Source organism: Massilia terrae (assembly GCF_024753145.1).
Taxonomy (GTDB): Bacteria; Pseudomonadota; Gammaproteobacteria; order Burkholderiales; family Burkholderiaceae_D; genus Telluria; species Telluria terrae.
This window is the reverse complement of record NZ_JANUGU010000002.1, coordinates 233,903-253,363: the sequence shown is the minus strand read 5'-3', so window position 1 is coordinate 253,363 and position 19,461 is coordinate 233,903. Positions and strand designations below refer to the sequence as shown.

Annotated in this window: 16 protein-coding genes and 1 pseudogene; 3 read left to right on the top strand and 14 right to left on the bottom strand. The window is 64.8% G+C overall.

Going from position 1 to position 19,461, the window contains the following annotated elements; genetic code table 11:
• Positions 1–109: 109 nt before the first annotated feature.
• From NX778_RS08355 to NX778_RS08335, 5 genes are all read right to left on the bottom strand, one after another.
• A complete protein-coding gene (locus NX778_RS08355) occupies positions 110–1,816 on the bottom strand; it encodes a methyl-accepting chemotaxis protein (protein ID WP_258811262.1) in 1,707 nt (568 codons plus the stop codon).
• 180 nt (positions 1,817–1,996) lie between these two features.
• Positions 1,997–3,697 carry a methyl-accepting chemotaxis protein gene (locus tag NX778_RS08350; RefSeq protein ID WP_258811261.1) on the bottom strand — a complete coding sequence of 567 codons (1,701 nt, stop codon included), beginning with the start codon at positions 3,695–3,697 and terminating at the stop codon, positions 1,997–1,999.
• Positions 3,698–3,941: 244 nt separating this feature from the next.
• Positions 3,942–5,345 carry an efflux transporter outer membrane subunit gene (locus tag NX778_RS08345; protein WP_258811260.1) on the bottom strand — a complete coding sequence of 468 codons (1,404 nt, stop codon included), beginning with the start codon at positions 5,343–5,345 and terminating at the stop codon, positions 3,942–3,944.
• Positions 5,345–8,506, bottom strand: a complete 3,162-nt coding sequence (locus NX778_RS08340; protein WP_258811259.1) for an efflux RND transporter permease subunit — start codon at positions 8,504–8,506, stop codon at positions 5,345–5,347. The genes NX778_RS08345 and NX778_RS08340 overlap by 1 nt, the downstream gene beginning before the upstream one ends.
• Before the next feature lie 18 nt (positions 8,507–8,524).
• Positions 8,525–9,736 (bottom strand): efflux RND transporter periplasmic adaptor subunit, encoded by a 1,212-nt coding sequence (locus tag NX778_RS08335; RefSeq protein WP_258811258.1) that lies wholly within the window; start codon positions 9,734–9,736, stop codon positions 8,525–8,527.
• Between the two features lie 152 nt (positions 9,737–9,888).
• Between NX778_RS08335 and NX778_RS08330 the strand changes: the two genes are divergently transcribed.
• On the top strand, positions 9,889–10,494 hold the full coding sequence (locus tag NX778_RS08330) for a TetR family transcriptional regulator (RefSeq protein ID WP_258811257.1): 606 nt from the start codon (positions 9,889–9,891) through the stop codon (positions 10,492–10,494).
• Between the two features lie 153 nt (positions 10,495–10,647).
• Here NX778_RS08330 and tal read toward each other — a convergent pair whose 3' ends face one another.
• The gene (tal, locus tag NX778_RS08325; RefSeq protein ID WP_258811256.1) at positions 10,648–11,577 is read right to left on the bottom strand and encodes a transaldolase; all 930 of its coding nucleotides are present in this window, start codon (positions 11,575–11,577) and stop codon (positions 10,648–10,650) included.
• Positions 11,578–11,604: 27 nt separating this feature from the next.
• The gene (msrC, locus tag NX778_RS08320) at positions 11,605–12,102 is read right to left on the bottom strand and encodes a free L-methionine (R)-S-oxide reductase MsrC (protein WP_258811255.1); all 498 of its coding nucleotides are present in this window, start codon (positions 12,100–12,102) and stop codon (positions 11,605–11,607) included.
• A gap of 105 nt (positions 12,103–12,207) precedes the next feature.
• Between msrC and pgeF the strand changes: the two genes are divergently transcribed.
• Complete coding sequence (gene pgeF / locus NX778_RS08315; RefSeq protein ID WP_258811254.1) at positions 12,208–12,900, top strand: peptidoglycan editing factor PgeF; 693 nt, start codon at positions 12,208–12,210, stop codon at positions 12,898–12,900.
• Here the strand turns inward: pgeF and NX778_RS08310 are convergent.
• The 6 genes from NX778_RS08310 to NX778_RS08285 form a co-directional block, all read right to left on the bottom strand.
• Positions 12,881–13,864, bottom strand: coding sequence for an alpha/beta hydrolase (locus tag NX778_RS08310; protein WP_258811253.1), 984 nt, complete (start codon positions 13,862–13,864; stop codon positions 12,881–12,883). The two genes, pgeF and NX778_RS08310, sit on opposite strands and share 20 nt — an antisense overlap.
• 89 nt (positions 13,865–13,953) lie before the next feature.
• Positions 13,954–14,535 carry a TMEM175 family protein gene (locus NX778_RS08305; protein WP_258811252.1) on the bottom strand — a complete coding sequence of 194 codons (582 nt, stop codon included), beginning with the start codon at positions 14,533–14,535 and terminating at the stop codon, positions 13,954–13,956.
• An 11-nt stretch (positions 14,536–14,546) separates the two neighbouring features.
• Positions 14,547–15,776 (bottom strand): dipeptidase, encoded by a 1,230-nt coding sequence (locus NX778_RS08300; protein ID WP_258811251.1) that lies wholly within the window; start codon positions 15,774–15,776, stop codon positions 14,547–14,549.
• Between the two features lie 87 nt (positions 15,777–15,863).
• Complete coding sequence (locus NX778_RS08295) at positions 15,864–16,712, bottom strand: PhzF family phenazine biosynthesis protein (protein ID WP_258811250.1); 849 nt, start codon at positions 16,710–16,712, stop codon at positions 15,864–15,866.
• Between the two features lie 10 nt (positions 16,713–16,722).
• Positions 16,723–17,019 carry a DUF3144 domain-containing protein gene (locus NX778_RS08290; RefSeq protein ID WP_258811249.1) on the bottom strand — a complete coding sequence of 99 codons (297 nt, stop codon included), beginning with the start codon at positions 17,017–17,019 and terminating at the stop codon, positions 16,723–16,725.
• Between the two features lie 80 nt (positions 17,020–17,099).
• On the bottom strand, positions 17,100–17,513 hold the full coding sequence (locus tag NX778_RS08285; RefSeq protein WP_258811248.1) for a hypothetical protein: 414 nt from the start codon (positions 17,511–17,513) through the stop codon (positions 17,100–17,102).
• Positions 17,514–17,776: 263 nt separating this feature from the next.
• On the opposite strand from NX778_RS08285, the pseudogene NX778_RS08280 reads away from it, so the two are divergent.
• Positions 17,777–18,609: pseudogene (locus NX778_RS08280) on the top strand (aldo/keto reductase).
• On the opposite strand, the gene NX778_RS08275 reads toward NX778_RS08280, so the two are convergent.
• The gene (locus tag NX778_RS08275) at positions 18,606–19,460 is read right to left on the bottom strand and encodes an SIS domain-containing protein (protein ID WP_258811247.1); all 855 of its coding nucleotides are present in this window, start codon (positions 19,458–19,460) and stop codon (positions 18,606–18,608) included. The pseudogene NX778_RS08280 and the gene NX778_RS08275 overlap by 4 nt on opposite strands.
• Position 19,461 lies beyond the last annotated feature (1 nt).

Genomic DNA, 19,461 nt, shown 5'->3' with positions numbered 1-19,461 from the left:
GATCGACCGTCGTCCCGGCGCAGGCCGGGACCTATTGACCGCCTGCTACTTCGGAAAGTCAGCATGGGTCCCGGCCTGCGCCGGGACGACGGTTTTTTGGGGGAGGGGCCTAGAAACGCTCCCACTCTTCCGTGGCCATTGCTGGCTCGCGGCGCTTCGTGGTCGTGGCGCGCACCGGCTGGGGTGCGGCGGCGACACGCTTCGGTGCCGCGGCCCCACGCTTCTGCTGGCGCGGCGCCGCAAATGCACGGGTCTCGGCCGGGACATCGGCAAGCCTGAACCTGCTGGCCGCCTGCGCCAGCCGTGCCGCCTGTTCCTGCAGGCTGCCCGCCGCAGCCGCGGCTTCTTCCACCAGCGCCGCGTTTTCCTGCGTCGAGCGGTCCATCTGCGTGATCGCTTCGTTGACCTGGTCGATGCCGGCGCTCTGTTCGCGGCTGGCGGCGGTGATTTCGCCCATGATGTCGGTCACGCGCGCCACGCTGTCGACCACTTCCTTGATCGTGGCGCCGGCCTGGCGCACCAGCTCCGTGCCGAGGTTGACCTGGTCCACCGAATTCCCGATCAGCTGCTTGATCTCCTTGGCCGCCGCCGCCGAGCGCTGCGCCAGGTTGCGCACTTCCGATGCCACGACAGCGAAACCGCGCCCCTGTTCGCCCGCGCGCGCCGCTTCCACCGCCGCGTTGAGCGCGAGGATGTTGGTCTGGAACGCGATGCCGTCGATGACCGCGATGATGTCGACGATCTTGCGTGACGAGGAATCGATCGAGTCCATGGTCTCGACCACCTTGCCGACGATCTGGCCGCCGCGTCCGGCCACGCCGGATGCCGCCTGCGCCAGCTGGTTGGCCTGGCCCGCGTTGTCGGCGTTGTGGCGCACGGTGGCAGTCAGTTCCTCCATCGACGACGCGGTCTCTTCCAGCGCGCCGGCCTGCTGCTCGGTGCGCGAGGACAGGTCCAGGTTGCCGCTGGCGATTTCGCCGGAGGCATTGGCGATGGCGTTGGTGCCGGTCTGGACTTCGCCGACCAGCTTGGCCAGGCCGTCGTTCATCGACTGCAGCGCGCGCATCAGGTCACCCACTTCGTCGCGCGGCTGCTCCCTGAACCTGGTGGTCAGGTCGCCATCGGCCACGGACTGCGCGACTTTCAGCGCAAAACGCAGCGGCCGCGTGATGCTGCGGGCGATCAGCCAGGCGCCGGTCGCGCCGAGCGCGGCCAGCAGCACGCACAGGATGATGCACAGGCGGGTGTCGGCGTTGTTGGTCGCCTCGATGCGATCGGCCGTATCGTCCATGATCTTGCGTTCAATGCCGAGCAGGTCGTCGACGCGCGCCTTGTAGGTATTGGTCGCGGGCTGGAACACATCGTTGTACAGACGCAGCGCCTCGTCCATCTGGCCCGCCTTCTTGGCCTCGATCACCGCGGTCTTGGCGGCCTGGTATTTGTCGCGCGCGGCATTCAGCGTGGCGAACGCCTGCTTCTCGACGTCGGTGGTCAGGCTGGCCTGGATCCTTTTCATGGTCGCGCCGCCTTCCTTGGCGCCATCCGCGATCTCCTTGGCGAAGGTCACGCCGAGGTTGACGTCTTCGGTGCGGGCCACCATCGTGGTGCGCCACACGCCCGCGATGATGAGGGTTTTCATGTCCGAGGTGAGGCGCTCGGTGGCCAACGGCGCGGACATCATCGCGCGTAGCGACACGACGGTGCTGCGCGCGTCCCGCAGCGCTAGCGCGGTGGCGATAATCGACAGCAGGAGGATCAGGGTGAAGCCGAGGGCGAGGCGGGTACCGATGCGGAGATTCTGGAGGCTGGCGAACATGATTTAGGTGATATAGATGATGCAAATCGACTTCATTTGATTATGCATCATTCCACTCGGCAACAATACGTACGTTGCGGCAAAGCAACGCTTGTGATTTTTTTGACTTTTTGGATGAAGGCGCGTGGCTGGAGGCTCAGCATGGGTCCCGACCTTCGTCGGGACGACGTGCTAGCGGAATCAGAATTGTTCCCAGTCGGCTGCCGCGGTGGCGGCGACTTTCGGTGCCTTGCGCTCGGCGGCGGCAGGGCGGGGTGGGCGCTTGCGTGCCGGAGCAGGGACGATGGCGCGGGTCGCGACCCTGGCGGCGACAGGGGGCGTCGCGTGATGCGCGGCGAGGCGGAAGCTGCCGACCACCTGGGACAGGCGCTGCGCCTGTTCCTGCATGCTGGCCGCCGTGGCCGCGGCTTCTTCCACCAGGGCGGCGTTCTCCTGCGTCGAGCGGTCCATCTGGTTGATCGCCTCGTTGATCTGGTCGATGCCGGCGCTCTGCTCGCGGCTGGCCTCGGTGATCTCGGCGATGATGTCGGTCACCCGCGCCACGCTCTCGACCACGTCCTTGATGGTGGCGCCGGCCTGCTGCACGAGCGTGCTTCCCTCGTTGACCTGCTGGACCGAATCGCCGATCAGCTGTTTGATTTCCTTGGCCGCCGCGGCCGAGCGCTGCGCCAGGCTGCGCACCTCGGACGCCACCACCGCGAAGCCGCGCCCCTGCTCGCCGGCGCGCGCCGCTTCCACCGCCGCGTTCAGCGCGAGGATATTGGTCTGGAACGCGATGCCGTCGATGACCGAGATGATGTCGACGATCTTGCGCGACGAGGCATCGATCGAATCCATGGTCTGCACCACCTTGCCGACAATGTCGCCGCCGCGCGCCGCCACCGTGGACGCAGCCTGCGCCAGCTGGTTGGCCTGGCCGGCGTTGTCGGCGTTGTGGCGCACGGTCGCGGTCATCTCTTCCATCGACGACGCGGTTTCTTCCAGCGAGCTGGCCTGCTGCTCGGTGCGCGCCGACAGGTCCAGGTTGCCGCTGGCGATCTCGCTGGCGGCGCCGGCGATCGCCTGCGTCCCCGACTGCACCTCGGACACCACCCTGGCCAGCGCGTCGTTCATCGTGTGCAGGGCGCGCATCAGGTGGCCCAGTTCATGCTGGCCATCGTCCTCGAAGTCGGAGCTGAGGTCGCCCGCGGCCACCGTCTCGGCGATATCGACCGCGCGCGCCAGCGGCACGGTGATGCCGCGCGCGGTGAGGAAGGCGCAGGCGCCGCCGAGCGCAATCAGCAGCACCGTCAGCGCGATGCACAGGCGGGCGTCGCGCGCGTTGGCCGCCGATATCGCGTGGCTGGTGGCGTCCATCTGCTTGCGCTGCATGACCAGCAGGTCCTCGACCTTGCCTTGATAGGATTTGGCGGCCGGCTCGAACCGTTCCTTGTACAGGCGCTCGCCTTCCTCGATATTCCCGGCCTTCTTCGCATCCATCACCGCCACCTTGGCGGCCTGGTACTTGGCGCGTTCGGCCGTGATGTCGGCGAACTTGGCTTTTTCTTCATCCGAGGACAGCAGCTCTTCGATCTGCTTCATCTTGGCGTTGCCCAGCTTGACGCCCTCGGCTTGCGCGTCGGCGAACGTGACGGCCAGGTTGCCGTCGGCCGAGCGCGCGATCAGCGAGGTGCGCCAGATCGCGCTGGCGATCAGGGTCTTCTGGTCGGACACCAGGCGTTCCTTGGCCAGCGGCGCGTCCATCATCTGTTCCATCGCCGCGACGTTGGCGCGCGCGTGCATCAGCGCGTAGGTGGTGGAGACGATCGACAGGATCAGGATCAGGCCGAAACCGAGGGTCAGGCGGGTGCCGATGCGGGCATTGCGGAAGAAGTGTCTCATGTACTTATAGTTGGTTTGTGGTAGAGAACGAGTGGTCCGCAAACGATTATGCCGGATAGGAATGGGAATGGGGATGTGGGGTGGGAGTATGTTGCAAGAACGCATCAAGGATTGGCGTTATTGCAAGCAAAAGACAAATGGGGTTCCCGCCTGCGCCGGAACGACGGCATCTTTCAGCTCGTCGTTTCCACGGAGGCGGGAACCCCATTTTGCTAGCGCGGTGTTATCTCACCGCGCCATCAACTCAAGCGCGCGGCTCGCTCCAGCCGCCGCCCAGCACGCGGTACAAGGTGACCTGGTTCTGCAGGCGCGCCAGGTTGGCCTGCACCGCCGTCAGCTGGGCCGAGAACAGCGAACGCTGCGCGTCCAGCAGGTCGAGGTAGCTGGCGGCGCCGGTCTTGTAGCGCTGCTCGGACAGGCTGAAGCGGTTCGACTCGGTGTTGGCCGCCGACTGCGCAGCGCGCAGCTGCTCGGTATAGGTGGCCTGGCCGGCCAGCGCGTCCGACACTTCGCGGAACGCGGTCTGGATCGAGCGCTCGTACTGCGCCACGGCGGCATCGCGCTGGGCCTTGGCCGAATCGACGCCGGCCCGGGTACGGCCGAAATCGAAGATCGGCATCGTCACGCTCTCGGCCGCGGTCCAGCCCCAGTGGCCGGCGCTGAACAGGCCGCTCAGCGCGGTGCTGGCGCTGCCCGCGCTCGCGGTCAGGGCGATGCGCGGGAAGTAGGCCGCGCGCGCCGCGCCGATGTTGGCGTTGGCCGCGATCAGCTGCTGCTCGGCCGCGCGCACGTCCGGGCGCTCGGCCAGCAGGTCCGAGGGCAGGCCGGCCGGCAGGTCGGGCAGGCTGGTGCTGGCCAGCGTGGCGCCCTGCGGCAGGTCGACCGGGATCGACTGGCCAATCAACAGCGTGAGCAGGTTGTCGTCCTGCGCGCGCTGGCGCAGCTGCTGCTGCATCACGTAGCGGGCGTTGTCGACCAGCGATTGGGCGCTGTCGAGATCGATGCGCGAGGTGACGCCGTTATCGAAACGCAGCTTGGTCAGGCGCAGCGTGTCTTCGCGGGTGCGCAGGGTGTCGCGGGTCAGGGCCAGCTGCTCGTCGTCGGCCATCGCCTGCAGGTAGGTGCTGGCGACCGAGGCGATCAGGCTGATCTGCGCGGTCTTGCGGTTTTCCTCGACCGCGAAGAACTGCGCCTGCGCGGACTGCGACAGGTTGCGCACGCGGCCGAACAGGTCGAGCTCGAACGCGGACACGGCCAGGCCGGCCGTGAAGGTGTTCGGCTGCACGTCGTGGGCATACTGGCTGCCATTGACGGCGGCGCCCACCGCCGGGAACTGCTGCGAACGCTGGATCTGGTAGCTGGCGCGTGCCTGCTCGATGTTGGCGACCGCGATGCGCAGGTCGCGGTTGTTGGCCAGCGCGATGCCGATCAGGCGCTGAAGGCGGGCGTCGGTGAAGAACTGCTGCCACGCCATGGTGGCCGGCGCCTGCGCGGCGACCGCGTTGCCGCTGGCGTTGCTGCCGCCGAGGGTCGGGAAGCTCGAGGCCACCGGCGCGGCCGGGCGTTCATACTTGGGCGCCAGGTTGACGCAGCCGGCCAGGGCCAGCGCCAGGGCGAGCGGGGTGACGAGTCGTTTAATTTGTTTCATCAGATTTTATCCTCGACGACGGGGCCGGTTTCCTGTTCGTGTGCGTACTTCTTGCGTTGGCGTTCGCTGCCTTTGAAGATCCTGCGGATGACCACGAAGAACACCGGCACGAAGAACACGCCCAGGCCGGTGGCCACCAGCATGCCGCCCATCACGCCGGTGCCGATCGCGCGCTGCGAGGCGGCGCCGGCGCCGGAGGCGATCACCAGCGGCAGCACGCCGAGGATGAACGCCATCGAGGTCATGATGATCGGGCGGAAGCGCAGGTGGCTGGCCTTGATCGCGGCATCGATCGCCGACATGCCCTGCGCCTGCAGGTCCTTGGCGAACTCGATGATCAGGATCGCGTTCTTCGCGCCCAGGCCGATGACGGTGATCAGGCCGACCTTGAAATAGACGTCGTTGGGCAGGCCGCGCAGGGTGGCCGCCAGCAGCACGCCCAGCACGCCGAGCGGCACCACCAGCAGCACCGACACCGGGATCGACCAGCTTTCATACAGCGCCGCCAGCGCCAGGAACACGGCCAGCAGCGAGAAGCCGATCAGCACGAACACGGTGGAGCCGGCCAGGATTTCCTCGCGCGACTGGCCGGTCCATTCGAAGGCGAAGCCGGCCGGCAGCTTGGCCGCCAGCTTCTCCATCTCGGCCAGCGCCTCGCCCGAGGAGTGGCCCGGGGCCGGTTCGCCGGTGATGCTCATCGCCGGATAGCCGTTGTAGCGGGTGGTCTGCATCGGGCCGGTGACCCAGTGCGTGCTGGCGAACGCCGACAGCGGCACCGGCTGGCCCTTGCTGTTGAGCGCGTTCAGGCGCAGCAGGTCTTGCGGCTGCATGCGGTCCTTGGCTTCGGACTGCACGATCACGCGCTGCAGGCGGCCGGCGTTCGGGAAGTCGTTCACGTAGGACGAGCCCAGCGCGGTCGAGATCGCGGTGTTGATGGCGTCGAAAGTCACGCCCAGCGCCTGCGCCTTGTCGCGATCGATGTCGAGCGACAGTTGGGGCGCGTCTTCCAGGCCTTCCGGACGGATGCCGGTCAGGATCGGGTCCTGCATCGCCATGCCCAGCATCTGGTTGCGCGCGGCCAGCAGGGCGTTGTGGCCGAGGCCACCGCGGTCCTGCAGGCGGAACGAGAAGCCGGCGCCGCGGCCCAGTTCGGGGATCGGCGGCGGGCTGATCACGAACACGAAGGCGTCGCGCAGGGTGCCCATCAGGTAGCCGGTCATCCGGCCCGCCACGCTCTGGGCGTCATGGCCGGCGCCCTTGCGCTCGTCCCACGGCTTCAGGATGATGAAGCCCAGGCCCATGTTCTGGCCCTGGCCGGAGAACGAGAAGCCGGTCACGGCCACCATGTCCTTCACTTCCGGCTGCGCCAGGATGAACTTCTCGGCCTTGTCCAGCGAGGCGCTGGTGCGCTCGGCGGTGGCGCCCGGCGGCAGCTGGATGTTGGCGATGATGTAGCCCTGGTCTTCGTTCGGCAGGAAGGAGGTCGGCAACCTGGCGAACAGCAGGCCGACCACCGCGATCACCACCGCGAACACAACCATGGTGCGCGGGACGCGGCGCAGCAGGCGCGCGACGATGCCTTCGTAGTTCTTGGCCGAGCGCGAGAAGGTGCGGTTGAACCAGCCGAACAGGCCTTTCTTCTCCAGGTGGTGGCCGGCTTCGACCGGTTTCAGCAGGTGGGCGCACAGGGCCGGCGTCAGCGACAGCGCCAGGAAGGCCGAGAACGCGATCGAGGACACCATCACCGCCGAGAACTGGCGGTAGATGTTGCCGACCGCGCCGGCGAAGAAGGCCAGCGGCACGAACACCGAGATCAGCACCACGGTCACGCCGATGATCGCGCCCGAGATCTGGCCCATCGCCTTGCGCGCCGCCTGCAAGGGCGGCAAGCCTTCCTCGGACATGATGCGCTCGACGTTCTCGACCACGATGATGGCGTCGTCGACCACGATACCGATCACCAGCACCATGCCGAACATGGTCAGCACGTTGACCGAGAAGCCCAGCGCGAGCAGCGCGGCGAACGAGCCGAGCAGGGCGACCGGCACCACGATGGTCGGGATCACCGTGTAGCGGAAGTTCTGCAGGAACAGGTACATCACCAGGAACACCAGGATCACGGCTTCGACCAGGGTCTCGACCACCTGGCGGATCGACAGGTTGACGAAGGTGGTGGTGTCGTAGGGCAGCGCGTAGTGCATGCCTTTCGGGAAGTACTTCTGCAGCTCCTCCATGCGCTCCTTGACCAGCTTTCCGGTCTGCAGCGCGTTACCGGTCGGCGACAGCTGGACGCCGATACCGGTCGCGGCGCGGCCGTTCAGGCGCGCCGTGGTGGCGTAGGCCTGGCCGCCGATCTCGATCCGGGCCACGTCCTTCAGTCGCACGGTCGAGCCGTCCGGGTTGGCGCGCAGCACGATGTTGCCGAACTGCTGAACGGTGCTGAGCTGGCCGGTGACGATCACGGTCGCGGTCATCTGCTGGCCGGCCGCCAGCGGCAGGTCGCCGATGGTGCCCGACGCCACCTGGGCGTTCTGGGTGCGGATCGCGTTGTTGATGTCATTCGGCGACAGCCCGTAGCCGACCAGCTTGGCCGGGTCGATCCAGATGCGCATCGCCTTCTCGGTGCCGAACAGCTGGGCCTGGCCGACGCCGTCGAGGCGCTGGATTTCAGGCACGATATTGCGCGAGGCGTAATCGCCGAGCGCGATCGGGTCCGTGTTCGGGTCGTCCGAATAGAGGATGGTAAACAGCAGGAAGTTGGCGCGCGCCTTGTCCACGCGCACGCCCTGCTGCACCACCGCCTGCGGCAGGCGCGGGGTGGCGCGCGACAGGCGGTTCTGGACGTCCACCTGGGCCAGGTCGGCGTCGGTGTTGGTGCTGTAGCTGATGGTAATCGAGCCGGTGCCGTTGGCCTGGCTGGTCGATTCCATGTAGACCATGCCGGGCGAACCGTTGATCTCGCGTTCGATGACGGAGATCACCGAGTCTTCCAGGGTCTGGGCCGAGGCGCCCGGGTAGGCCACCGAGACCACGATGGTCGGCGGCGCCACGGTCGGGTACTGCGCGATCGGCAGCTGCTTGATCGCGACGGCGCCCAGCACCATGATGAATAGTGCGATCACCCACGCGAAGATGGGGCGGTCAATAAAAAAACGTGCCATGAAAAATCCTTGCGTTGCTTAGCGGGACGCGGCGGCAGCGGCGGCGGCGGGAGCGTTGTCGGCCACCGGAGTCCACGGCACCGGCTTGACCGGCGTGCCAGGCGGCATCATCGCAATCTTCTGGAAGCCGTCGACCATCACCTTTTCTCCGGCTTTGAGGCCATCGGTGACAACCCAGTTCGGACCGTCCTGCGAGCCGATCTTAATGGTGCGCTGGGCCGGCTTGTTGTCGGCGCCGATCACCATCAGGGTATCGCCTTGCTGGCCGCCGCGGGTGACGGCTTGCTGCGGCACCAGGATACCGTTCGGCAGCTCGGCCTGGGCCAGGCGCACGCGCACGTACTGGCCCGGCAGCAGGGCGCGGTCCGGGTTGTCCATCTCGGCGCGCAGGGTTACCTGGCCGGTGCTGGGGTCGACGGTCACGTCCGAGAACAGCAGGCGGCCCTGGCGCGGCAGCACGCTGCCGTCGTCCAGCACCACGGACACCGGCAGGCCGTTGGAGATGTTGCGGGCGCCGGCCTGGTGGCGCAGGCGCTGCAGGTCGCTGGCCGACTGGGTGATGTTCAGGTACACCTTGTCGAGCTGCTGGACCAGGGCCAGCTGGGTGGCCTCGGTGGCCGACACCAGCGCGCCTTCGGTGACCAAGGCGCGGCCGATGCGGCCGGAGATCGGCGCATAGACGTTGCTGTAGTCATAATTGATTTGCGCGATGCGCTGGGCCGCCTTGGCCGAGGCCAGGTCGGATTCCGCCTGCTTCTGGGCGGCGACGGCGTTGGTATATTCCTGCTTGCTGATGGCCTCGGTGGCGACCAGCGGCTTGTAGCGCTCCGACAGGGCAGTGGCCGAGGCCACGCTGGCTTCGGCCTTGCCGACGGCGGCCTTGGCGCTGTTGACCTGGGCCAGGTAGGGCTCCGGATCGATCTGGAACAGCGACTGGCCCTGCTTGACCTCGCTACCTTCGGTGAACAGGCGCTTGAGCACCACGCCATTGACGCGGGCGCGCACCTGGGCCACGCGGAAGGCGTCCACGCGCGCCGGCAGCTCGGTCTGCAGCGCGACCTGCTGGGACTTGGTGGTGATGACGCCGACTTCCGGCGGCGGCATGTGGCCACCGGCGCCAGGGCCGGCAGCGGCGTCCTTCTTGCCGCAGGCCGACAACAGGGCCAGCGCGGCCAGGGTGGCCACTGCGACCCGGGTCAGGGAAAGGTTGGAGGAGTTGGCAGAGCGCATTACGTTTGCTTCCTTCAGGAGTTACGTGACATCCATTCCCCCACCGGGTTTTGTGGTCCCACTGAGGCCGTGTCACTGGCTTTTGTAAAATTTTCGAGATACTATCACGAATGTATGTTTAGTGTTTTGGACCCTAACTTTTTGAGGTAGGCATGGCCCGCAGGACCAAAGAAGAAGCGGCAGCGACCCGCGACCGCATTCTCGACGCTGCGGAGCAGTTGTTTGCTGAACATGGCGTTTCGCGTACAACCTTGCAGCATATAGCAACCGCGGCCGGCGTGACGCGCGGGGCCATTTATTGGCATTTCGACGACAAAGTCGCCCTCTTCAACGCGATGATCGAGCGCGTCGTAATGCCGCTGGAAATGGCGCTGGGGGAGATGGACGGCAGCGATCCGCTGCGCGACCTGCGCGAGCACATGATGGCTGGCCTGCGCGTCACTGTGGAGGACGAGCGCGCCCGGCGCGTGTTCGAGATTGCGTCGCTGAAGATGGAGATCGTGGGCGAGCTGGACGCGGCGCGGCTGCGCCGGCACGACAGCATGCAAAGCTGGAAGGCGCGTTTCGAGGAGCGCATCAAGCGCGCGATCGCGCTGGGGACGGTGCGGGCAGACGTCAATCCGCGCGCGGCGGCGCTGGGGATGTGGTCGCTGGAGGAGGGCCTGATCCGCAACTGGCTGTTCGATCCGGCGTCGTTCGATCTGCTGGAGGTCGGCGCGCAGGCGATCGATGCGCAGATCAGTGGCTTGCGGGCGTGAGCATTAAATAGCTACCCCCAAATACGTCGTCCCGGCGAAGGCCGGGACCCATAGAACGCGTGCGCAGTCGAAAAGCACACTCAGCATGGGTCCCGGCCTTCGCCGGGACGACGGCTTTTAGGTAAGCGGTGAAAGCGTGAGCTAGTCGCGCGATCAGCGCATCGACTCGATCATCTGTTTCAGCTTGTTCGAATCCGCGCAGAACGCGCGAATGCCTTCGGCCAGCTTCTCGGTACCCATCGCATCTTCATTCAGCATGAAGCGGAAGGTCTTCTCGTCCATCGCGATCTTCTGGACGTCTGCGCCCGCATCCGCGGTCAGCTTGCGCTCGACGGTGCCTTCGGTATCGGCCAGCTTCTGCAACAGGTCCGGCGAAATGGTCAGCAGGTCGCAGCCGGCCAGTTCGAGGATTTGCGAGGTGTTGCGGAAGCTCGCGCCCATCACCTCGGTCTTGTAGCCGAACTTGCGGTAGTACTGGTAAATACGCTTCACCGACTGCACGCCCGGATCGTCGGCGCCGGTGTACTCATTGCCGGTCGACTTCTTGTACCAGTCGTAGATGCGGCCGACGAACGGCGAAATCAGCTGCACCTTCGCTTCCGCGCAGGCGATCGCCTGGCACAGCGAGAACAGCAGCGTGAGGTTGCAGCGGATGCCTTCGCGCTCCAGGATTTCAGCGGCGCGGATGCCTTCCCAGGTCGACGCGATCTTGATCAGCACGCGCTTGCGGTCGATGCCGGCCGCCTCGTACAGCGCGATCAGCTCCAGGCCCTTGGCCACGGTGGCTTCGGTGTCGAAGGACAGGGCGGCGTCGATCTCGGTCGACACGCGGCCCGGCACGAATTTCAGGATCTCGGTGCCGAACGCGATCAGCAGGCGGTCGATGATCTCGCCGGTCGACGCCTTCGGATTATCGGCGATGGTCTTTTCCAGCAGCGGTCGGTATTCCGGCTTCTGCACGGCCTTCAGGATCAGCGACGGGTTGGTGGTCGCGTCCTGCGGCGCGTAGGCCTTGATCGACTGGAAGTCGCCGGTGTCGGCAACCACGGTGGTGTACTGCTTGAGCTGTTCGAGTTGGTTCATGATCGGAGTGGTGGGTTGAATTCTGAATCAGCAGTCGGTCGCGTCGAGGAAGGCTTTCAGCATCGCTTCAAGGCCGGCGCGGTCTTCTTCCGAGAAGCGCTTGAGGGAAGGGCTGTCGATGTCGAACACGCCGATCACCTTGCCGTTTTTGATCAGCGGGATGACGATCTCCGAGTTCGACGCCGAATCGCAGGCGATATGGCCCGGGAATTCGTGCACGTCGGCGACCACGATGGTGCGGCGCTCCGCGGCCGAGGTGCCGCATACGCCGCGCCCGAACGGGATGCGCGCGCAGGCCGGTTTGCCCTGGAACGGGCCGACCAGCAGGTCCTGTTCACGGCCGCTCTTGCCCGGAACGGTCAGGTAGAAACCCGCCCAGTTCAGGTCCGCGAGGGTGTCGTAGACCAGCGCGGAAAACTGCGAGGCGTTGGCGACCAGCGAGGTCTCGCCTTCGAGGACGCTGGCGACCTGGCGCACCAGCAGGTCGTAGTCGGGACGGGTGCTGCGTTCGGGGTTGATGTGCATGGCGATGTTCGGTGTCGACGCTTCAAACCCCGTATTTTACCGCGCCCCCCAGCGGCGCGCCCGCGCATCTGACACAATGGACACTTCTTCAATACCTGCTTCGTGATGTTAAAGAGTTCATCCTTGACCGCGGTCGGCGGCATTGTCCACGGCTTCGGTACCCGCGCCGACGACATGGCGGCGCTGTTTTCAGCCTGGTGGCCCAAGCGGCCGATCCAGCACGAGCGGCACGGGACACGCATCGCCGTGGTCGACCGGCAGCGCGAAGACTGCGGCGAAGCGGACGGCATGTACACCGAGCGGCCAGGCCTCCTGTTGAGTATCGCGACCGCGGACTGCGTGCCGATCCTGCTGGCGCGCTCGGACGGGCGCGCCGTCGCGGCGCTGCACGCGGGCTGGCGCGGCGCGCTGGCCGGTATCGTGGATCGTTTCGTGGAACTGCTGCGCGAGCGCGGAGATGATCCTGCCGCTTGGACCGCGGCGCTCGGGCCGTCAGCCGGGTCGTGCTGCTACGAAGTGTCAGAGGAGGTGATCGAGCAGTTCTGCACGCGGTGGGAGATGCCGCGCGAACTGGTCGCGCCGCGCGGCCGCTTGCTGGACCTCGGCGCGATCGCGCGGCGGCAAGTGCGTGATGCCGGTTTCACGTCGGTCTCGGTGCGGGAGGAGTGCACGATGTGCCACCGTCCGCACGAGGACGCGCCGTTCACCTTCCACAGCTACCGGCGCGACCGCGAGACGCGCACGCCGGTGGTCGACGTGCAGTGGTCGGTCATTGGGATCAGCGGGCAGGCGCGATGATGTGCGCCGAAACCAGGAAGTCTTTCAGCGTGGTGAGCAGCTGCGGCGCCAGAGGCAAAGTAGGATCGCCGTAGGACGCGAGCGGCATCTTCGAGTCCGCGGCTACCATCTTGAGGACGTGGTTCATGCCCGGGATGATGGCCAGTGTCGCATCCGGCTTGGCGGCCTTCAGCGCTTGCGCCTGATCGACGCCGACCTGGATATCGGTATCGCCCTGGACGATCAGGACAGGCATGTCGAGCGACTTGACGGTCTGCGCCGGCGAGTAGCGGAACCATGAAACCAGATAGGGCTGGACGCCCTGGTGATAAAGCCTGGCGAGTTCCGGCGGCACCGCGTCCGTCGACTGGCCATGCTCCAGCGAAGTGAGGATGCGTTCGTTTTCGCTTGCCAGCGCAGGCGGCAGTTTGCCGGCGAGTTGCTTGCGCAGGACGACCGGGGCGGAATCGCCTGCGCCCGCAAGCGAAACGTAGGCCGCCGGCTTGGTCTTCTGCGCGGCCAGCATGCCGATCAGCGAGCCTTCGCTGTGGCCGATGACGACGATCTGGCCGAAGCGCGGATCGGCCCTGAGCTTTTCCACCCAAGCCGCGGCGTCGTTGACGTACATGTCGAAGCGCAGGTCCGATTCCTTGCCCATTGCAGCGGCGCTGGCCGCGATGCCACGCTTATCGTAGCGGAGCGAGGCGACGCCATCGCCAGCCAGCGTTTGCGCCAGCATTTTCAGGCTGTCGTTACTTCCGGGGATCAGGCGATTATTGCCATTGCGGTCCGTCGGGCCGGAGCCCGCGATGATCAGCGCCACCGGGACCTTGCCTTGCATCGCGGGCAGAAGCAGGGAGCCGAACAGCGTACCGGTGCCGGTGTCCAGCGTGACAGCTTGTTCCTGGAACTCGGCGGCGGACGCCAGCGCCGCCAACCCACAAAGCACCATACCCAGCAGCCATTTCGCGAAACCAGATTTCATCACTCCTCCGATTATTCGATTTTCACCTAATTAGATGATTATCGAAATAATCGGCCGATCTGGATTCTTTGTCAAGAGGGGGCTGCGTGCTATTCCGCGCTGGCCGAATGCTTTTCGACGCGGCGGTCCGGAATGAACCACGACAGGGCGACGGCAAAATACATCGCGAGGCCGAGCCAAGGGTGAACGCAAGACAGAACGACCCCAACCAGGTAGGCGACAATCGACAGCTTACCTTTTGTGTCTCTGCCAAACGCGACCGCGAATTCCGATTGGTGGCCGTGGTGATGAATCAATGCACGCACGAGGAAGTAGTAGGCGATGGCCGCCATCATCAGCACACAGCCGTACAGCGCGACAGGGTAGGTCGCAAAATGATTCTCGCCCATCCATGCAGTCGCGAACGGGAACAGTGACAGCCAGAACAGCAGGTGCAGGTTGTACCAGAGGATGTTCCCCGCGACGTGCTTGGTCGCATGGAACAGATGGTGATGGTTGTTCCAGTAGATGCCGACGTACAGGAAACTAAGCACGTAGCTCATGAGCACCGGCAATAGCGGAAGCAGCACATCCAAGGAGGAGCCGTGCGGGACCTTCAGCTCCAGCACCATGATCGTGATGATGATCGCGATGACGCCGTCGCTGAAGGCTTCTATTCGGTTCTTGCCCATCCAAATGCTCCTTAGTGATCCAGTGCGCTGATGGTGGCGACGCTCGGTGGACGTTCTTTCTGGAGGCGCTTGGACACCTGCTCCGCCTGGGCAAAGACGCGCAGGACGTTTTCGCCGGCCAGCTTCTTCAGGTCGGCATCGCTCCAGCCGCGGCGGATCAGCTCGGCGAACAAGTCCGGATATTTGGACACGTCTTCCAGTCCAACTGGCGAGCTCCCACCGGCGAAATCGGCGGCCAGGCCGACGTGGTCGTGACCGGCCAATTTGACGACATAGTCGATGTGGTCGGCTACATCCTTCAGTGTGGCTTTCGGCGCCGGACCGTGTTCCTTGATGTAGGCAGCTTCGATGCGCTTGAGATCCGCTTCGGCCGCCACACCTTTGGATTGGCGGTTCAGCTCGACATTCCACGCGCGCGTTGCCTGGTTTACGAACTGCGGCACGAAAGTCACCATCACCACGCCGCCGTTATCCTTCATCCGTTTCAACACGTCGTCCGGAACATTGCGCGGATGGTCAGTCAGCGCCAGGGCCGAGCTGTGCGAGAAGATCACCGGGGCCGCGCTGACATCGAGCACGTTGCGCATCACGTCCGGGGACACGTGGCTGACATCGACCAGCATGCCAAGCCGGTTCATCTCGCGCACCACTTCCTTGCCGAACGGCGTCAGGCCATGGTGGCGCGGCTCATCCAGCGCGGCGTCGGCCCAGTCCAGCGTCACGTTGTGGGTCAGCGTCATGTAGCGCGCGCCGAGGTCGTAATAAGCGCGCAGTGCGCCGAGGGAGTTTTCCAGCACATGGCCGCCTTCCATGCCCAGCAGCGAGGCGACCTTGCCCTTGGCGGCGATGCGGCGCACGTCGGCCGAAGTGAGCGCGAGCTCCATCGCTTCCGGATAACGGGCGATCATGCGTTTGGCGATGTCGAACTGCTCCAGCTGGGTGCGCGCGTAGCCGTCCTTGATTTCGCCCGGCACGTAGATGGACCAGAATTGTCCCCGCACCTGTCCTTGTTTCAGGCGTGCGAGGTCGGTCTCGCCGCGCGTGTGCTGGCGCAGGTCATAAGCCTCCACGTCCATCGGCGCCTTCTCGTCCTCGCGGATTTCCCACGGCAGATCGTTGTGGCCATCGATCAGGATGGTCGACTTGAGCAGGGCACGGGCATGGGTGATTGCCGGATCCGGCGCGGCGGCAAAGGCGCATGGCAGAACCAGCGTAGACAAAAGAGCGGCGAGTCGCAGCACGGTGTCTCCTGAAAGAAATGATCTTTCAAGAATAACAAAAAAGAGGGCGCGAATCACATGAAATGATCAGCGGCCCTCGTGCAGGGATCATGCAGCCGGAAAATCGACCGTTCCCTCGATGCAGCTGACGACTTCGCCGCCGATCCAGATGTCGTCGCCAACACGTTCGACGAACACTCTTCCTGCTCGGCCAAGTGCGGTGCCTTGCGCCGCCACATAACTGTCCGCGACGGCTCCGGTACCGATGAGCCACTGGGCCAAGCCGGCGTTCAGGCTGCCGGTCACCGGGTCTTCCGGAACACCTAGCGATGGCACGAACACGCGCACTTCGTAATCGGTGTCGGCGCCGGCCAGCTGCGGTGCCGCGATGCCCAGCCTGATGTCGCCCAAGGCAGCGAAATCAGGTTTGACCGCGAGGACCTGCTCGGCGGAGCGCAACATCAGCGCACACCAGCCGGGGCCGTTGTCGACCCATTGATGGTCCACGATGTCATCATTGGCCAGGCCGAGCGCCTGTTTGATTTGCTGCAGCGAGGCCGAATCGAGTGGCCCACTCCGGCGCAAAGGCGGCGCGGCAAATGCGAGCCGCTTGCCGCTACGCCGGATGCGCACGAGTCCTACGCCGCATTCCTGCACAACCACGCCTTCCTCGCGCGGTGCGCCGCCAGCCTTGAGCCAGGCTGCGCAACTGCCCAGGGTGGGGTGACCGGCAAAAGGAAGCTCGCCTCCCGGCGTGAAGATGCGCACACGATAATCGGCTGCCGGATCTGCCGGGGGTAACAGGAAGGTCGTTTCGGACAGATTGGTCCAGTGCGCAAACGACGCCATCTGCGCATCGCTGAGGTCTTGCGCGTCATGGACCACCGCAAGGGGATTGCCCTTGTATGGGATGTCGGTGAAGACGTCCAGCTGGTGGAAGGTATGGCGCTTGTTCATGGAAGGGAGCTTATCGAGCGGCCGGTGCCAGGTACTTCTCGAAATTCTCGGCAAAGTCGTCGAGATTCGATTCCATCATTTTGCGGAACTGGTCGGTGAAATATTCCAGCGCGCGCTCTTTCTCGGCTTTCATGTTTTCCGCGCTGCCGGTGGTGGTCGCGACGATGAAGGCGTTGAATCGGGCCGAGGCGTACATCGTCGATGCGGCGACTTCGTTCGGGATCGCGGAATCGCACTGGTCGTTCGCCAGGTTGATGAGGGCGTTGGCGCGATTCCAGAATTCCGGTGGTGGAGTATTGTTGTCCATGGTTGTGCTGTAGGTTTGGTCAGCCGAAGCTCAAAGTGCCCGTCGTTTCGGAGCAAGCGGAGCACTTTAGCACATGGATTTCATGGATGACTTAAGGGATGGTCAGAATCCTCATCGGCATCGCTAATTAAGTCATCGATGATGCTGTCGACGTCGGCTACCTTTCGTCGGACGGTATCGAACAAGTCGTTCAAGGCGGACGAATTGTTGGCGATCTCCAAAAGCACCTCATCATTCGAGTCTAGGATTGCGAGGACTACCCGCTCGCTCCAATAGAAGCGGTCACGTTCGTCATCATACGTTTGATAGCGTTGCTGGAATAAGCCGAGCTGCCTGTCCTTGTAGAGAGTGCGCAGGAAGACCGGAATATGATCGTCGATCCGCCGCACGATCGTTCGTGGGGGCGGCTCGACTCTCCAGTTGATTTCTCCAAGGGAGGTCAACCTGTTCAACTTCACGATGAGGGTGGTGGTCTTATCGTCTGCGTCGTACATGATTATTCCCAATTCAAATTCTTGCCAGTTCTTTGGTAATCTGAGGAAGGCGAGCACGAGCTCGAAACGTCATCCGTATCGAATGAACCTGGAACATCACGATCAAGGTCACAACGAAGCCAGCGATACCCGTGACGGCACTCATATCTTGGACCCATTGAGGAAGGTGGCTCGTCACGGTTGCCCTCGACTTTGATCTAAGCTTTTTGGGGAACTTGACTCGAAATTTATAGACGCTGAATGAAGCCAAACTGGAGTATTCAATGCTCATGACAAGACTTCCAAGTGGCCTTAAAGTTCCCGTGCTCGGAGTCGGCACCTGGGGCATGGGCGAGAGTCGGCAGACCCGGCGAAACGAAATCGACGCCGTGCGCCTCGCGTTCGACAGCGGCTGCGGCTGGTGGATACCGCGGAGATGTACGGCGACGGTGGCGCCGAGGAGGTGGTAGGCAAGGCGCTCGAAGGGCGGCGCGGTGACGCATTCATCGTCAGCAAGGTGCTGCCGCATCACGCTTCGCGCAAGGGCACGGTCGCGGCGTGCGAGGCGAGTCTTCAGCGGTTAGGTACCGATTACATCGACCTGTACCTGCTCCACTGGCGCGGCAACGTGCCGCTGGCAGAAACGGTCGACGCGCTTGAGCGTCTCGTGCGCGACGGGAAAATTCGCCACTGGGGCGTCAGCAATTTCGATACCGAGGACATGGATGAGATGTTCGCGCTTCCCGGCGGCGAGCACGCGCAAACCAACCAGGTGTTGTACAACCTGTCGCGGCGCGGCATCGAGTTCGACCTGCTGCCGTGGTGCGCGCGGCAGCGAATGCCGGTCATGGCGTATTCGCCGCTGGAGCAGGGCAGGATATTGAATGACGCGGCACTGTGCCGCATCGCGCAAGAGCATGCATGCTCACCGGCGCAGGCCGCGCTGGCATGGGTCATGCGCAGTGGCGATGTGATCGCGATCCCGAAGGCCGCGACGCCGAATCACGTGGAACAGATTTGCGGCTCGCTCGACATCGTGCTGTCGCCGGAAGACCTGCAAGCGCTCGACCGCGCCTTCGCACCGCCGAAGCGCAAGGTGCCGCTGGAGATGATCTAGCCGATGAAGGAATCGAACTGCATGTCGAATTCTTGCAGCGCCTTCTGCGCGTTCTGCATCTTCTTGCGGAAGTCGGGGCCGCGCTTCAGGGCCAGGCCGACGGCCAGCACGTCGATCACGACGAGGTGGGCGAGGCGCGCGGAGATCGGCGTGTAGGGATCGATGTTGAAGACCAGGTCGATCGGGATCAGCACCGTGGCCATCTCGGCCAGCTGCGTGCCCGATGGCGCGAGCACGATCACGTCCGCACCAGCGCGGCGCGCGAGCTTGGCCGAGCGCACCAGCGCCGCGTTGTTGCCACGCTGGGAGATCGCCACCACCGCGTCGCCTTCGCGCACCAGCGCCGCGGCGATCGAGTGGATGGTCGGGTCGGTGTAGGCCACGGTTGGCACGCCAGAGCGGAAGAACTTGTGCTGCGCGTCCGCCGCGACAAAGCCCGACGAACCCTGGCCGTAGAACTCGATCTTGTTGGCGCGCGAAAGGATGTCGAGCGCCTTCTGGATCGTCTCCGGGTTCAGGTTGTTGCGCAGGTCGAGCAGGGTGTTGATCGAGCGGCTGCAGATCTTGTTGACGAGGTCCGCCGCGAGATCGTCCTGCGCCGGCTGGTCGGTGGCGCCGGGCAGCGCGAGCGCCAGGCCCTGGGCCAGCTTCAGCTTGAACTCATGCCAGCCGTCGTAGCCGAGCGTGCGGCAAAAGCGCACCACGGTCGGCTCGGACACTCCCGCGCTCTTGGCAAGCGCGGTGATGTTCTGGCTGACCGTGGCCGACGGATTGTCGAGCACCGCAAGCGCGACCTTGCGCTCCGATTTGGAGAGCGAGTCGAGCTGGGTACGGATCGAATCGAGCAGCACG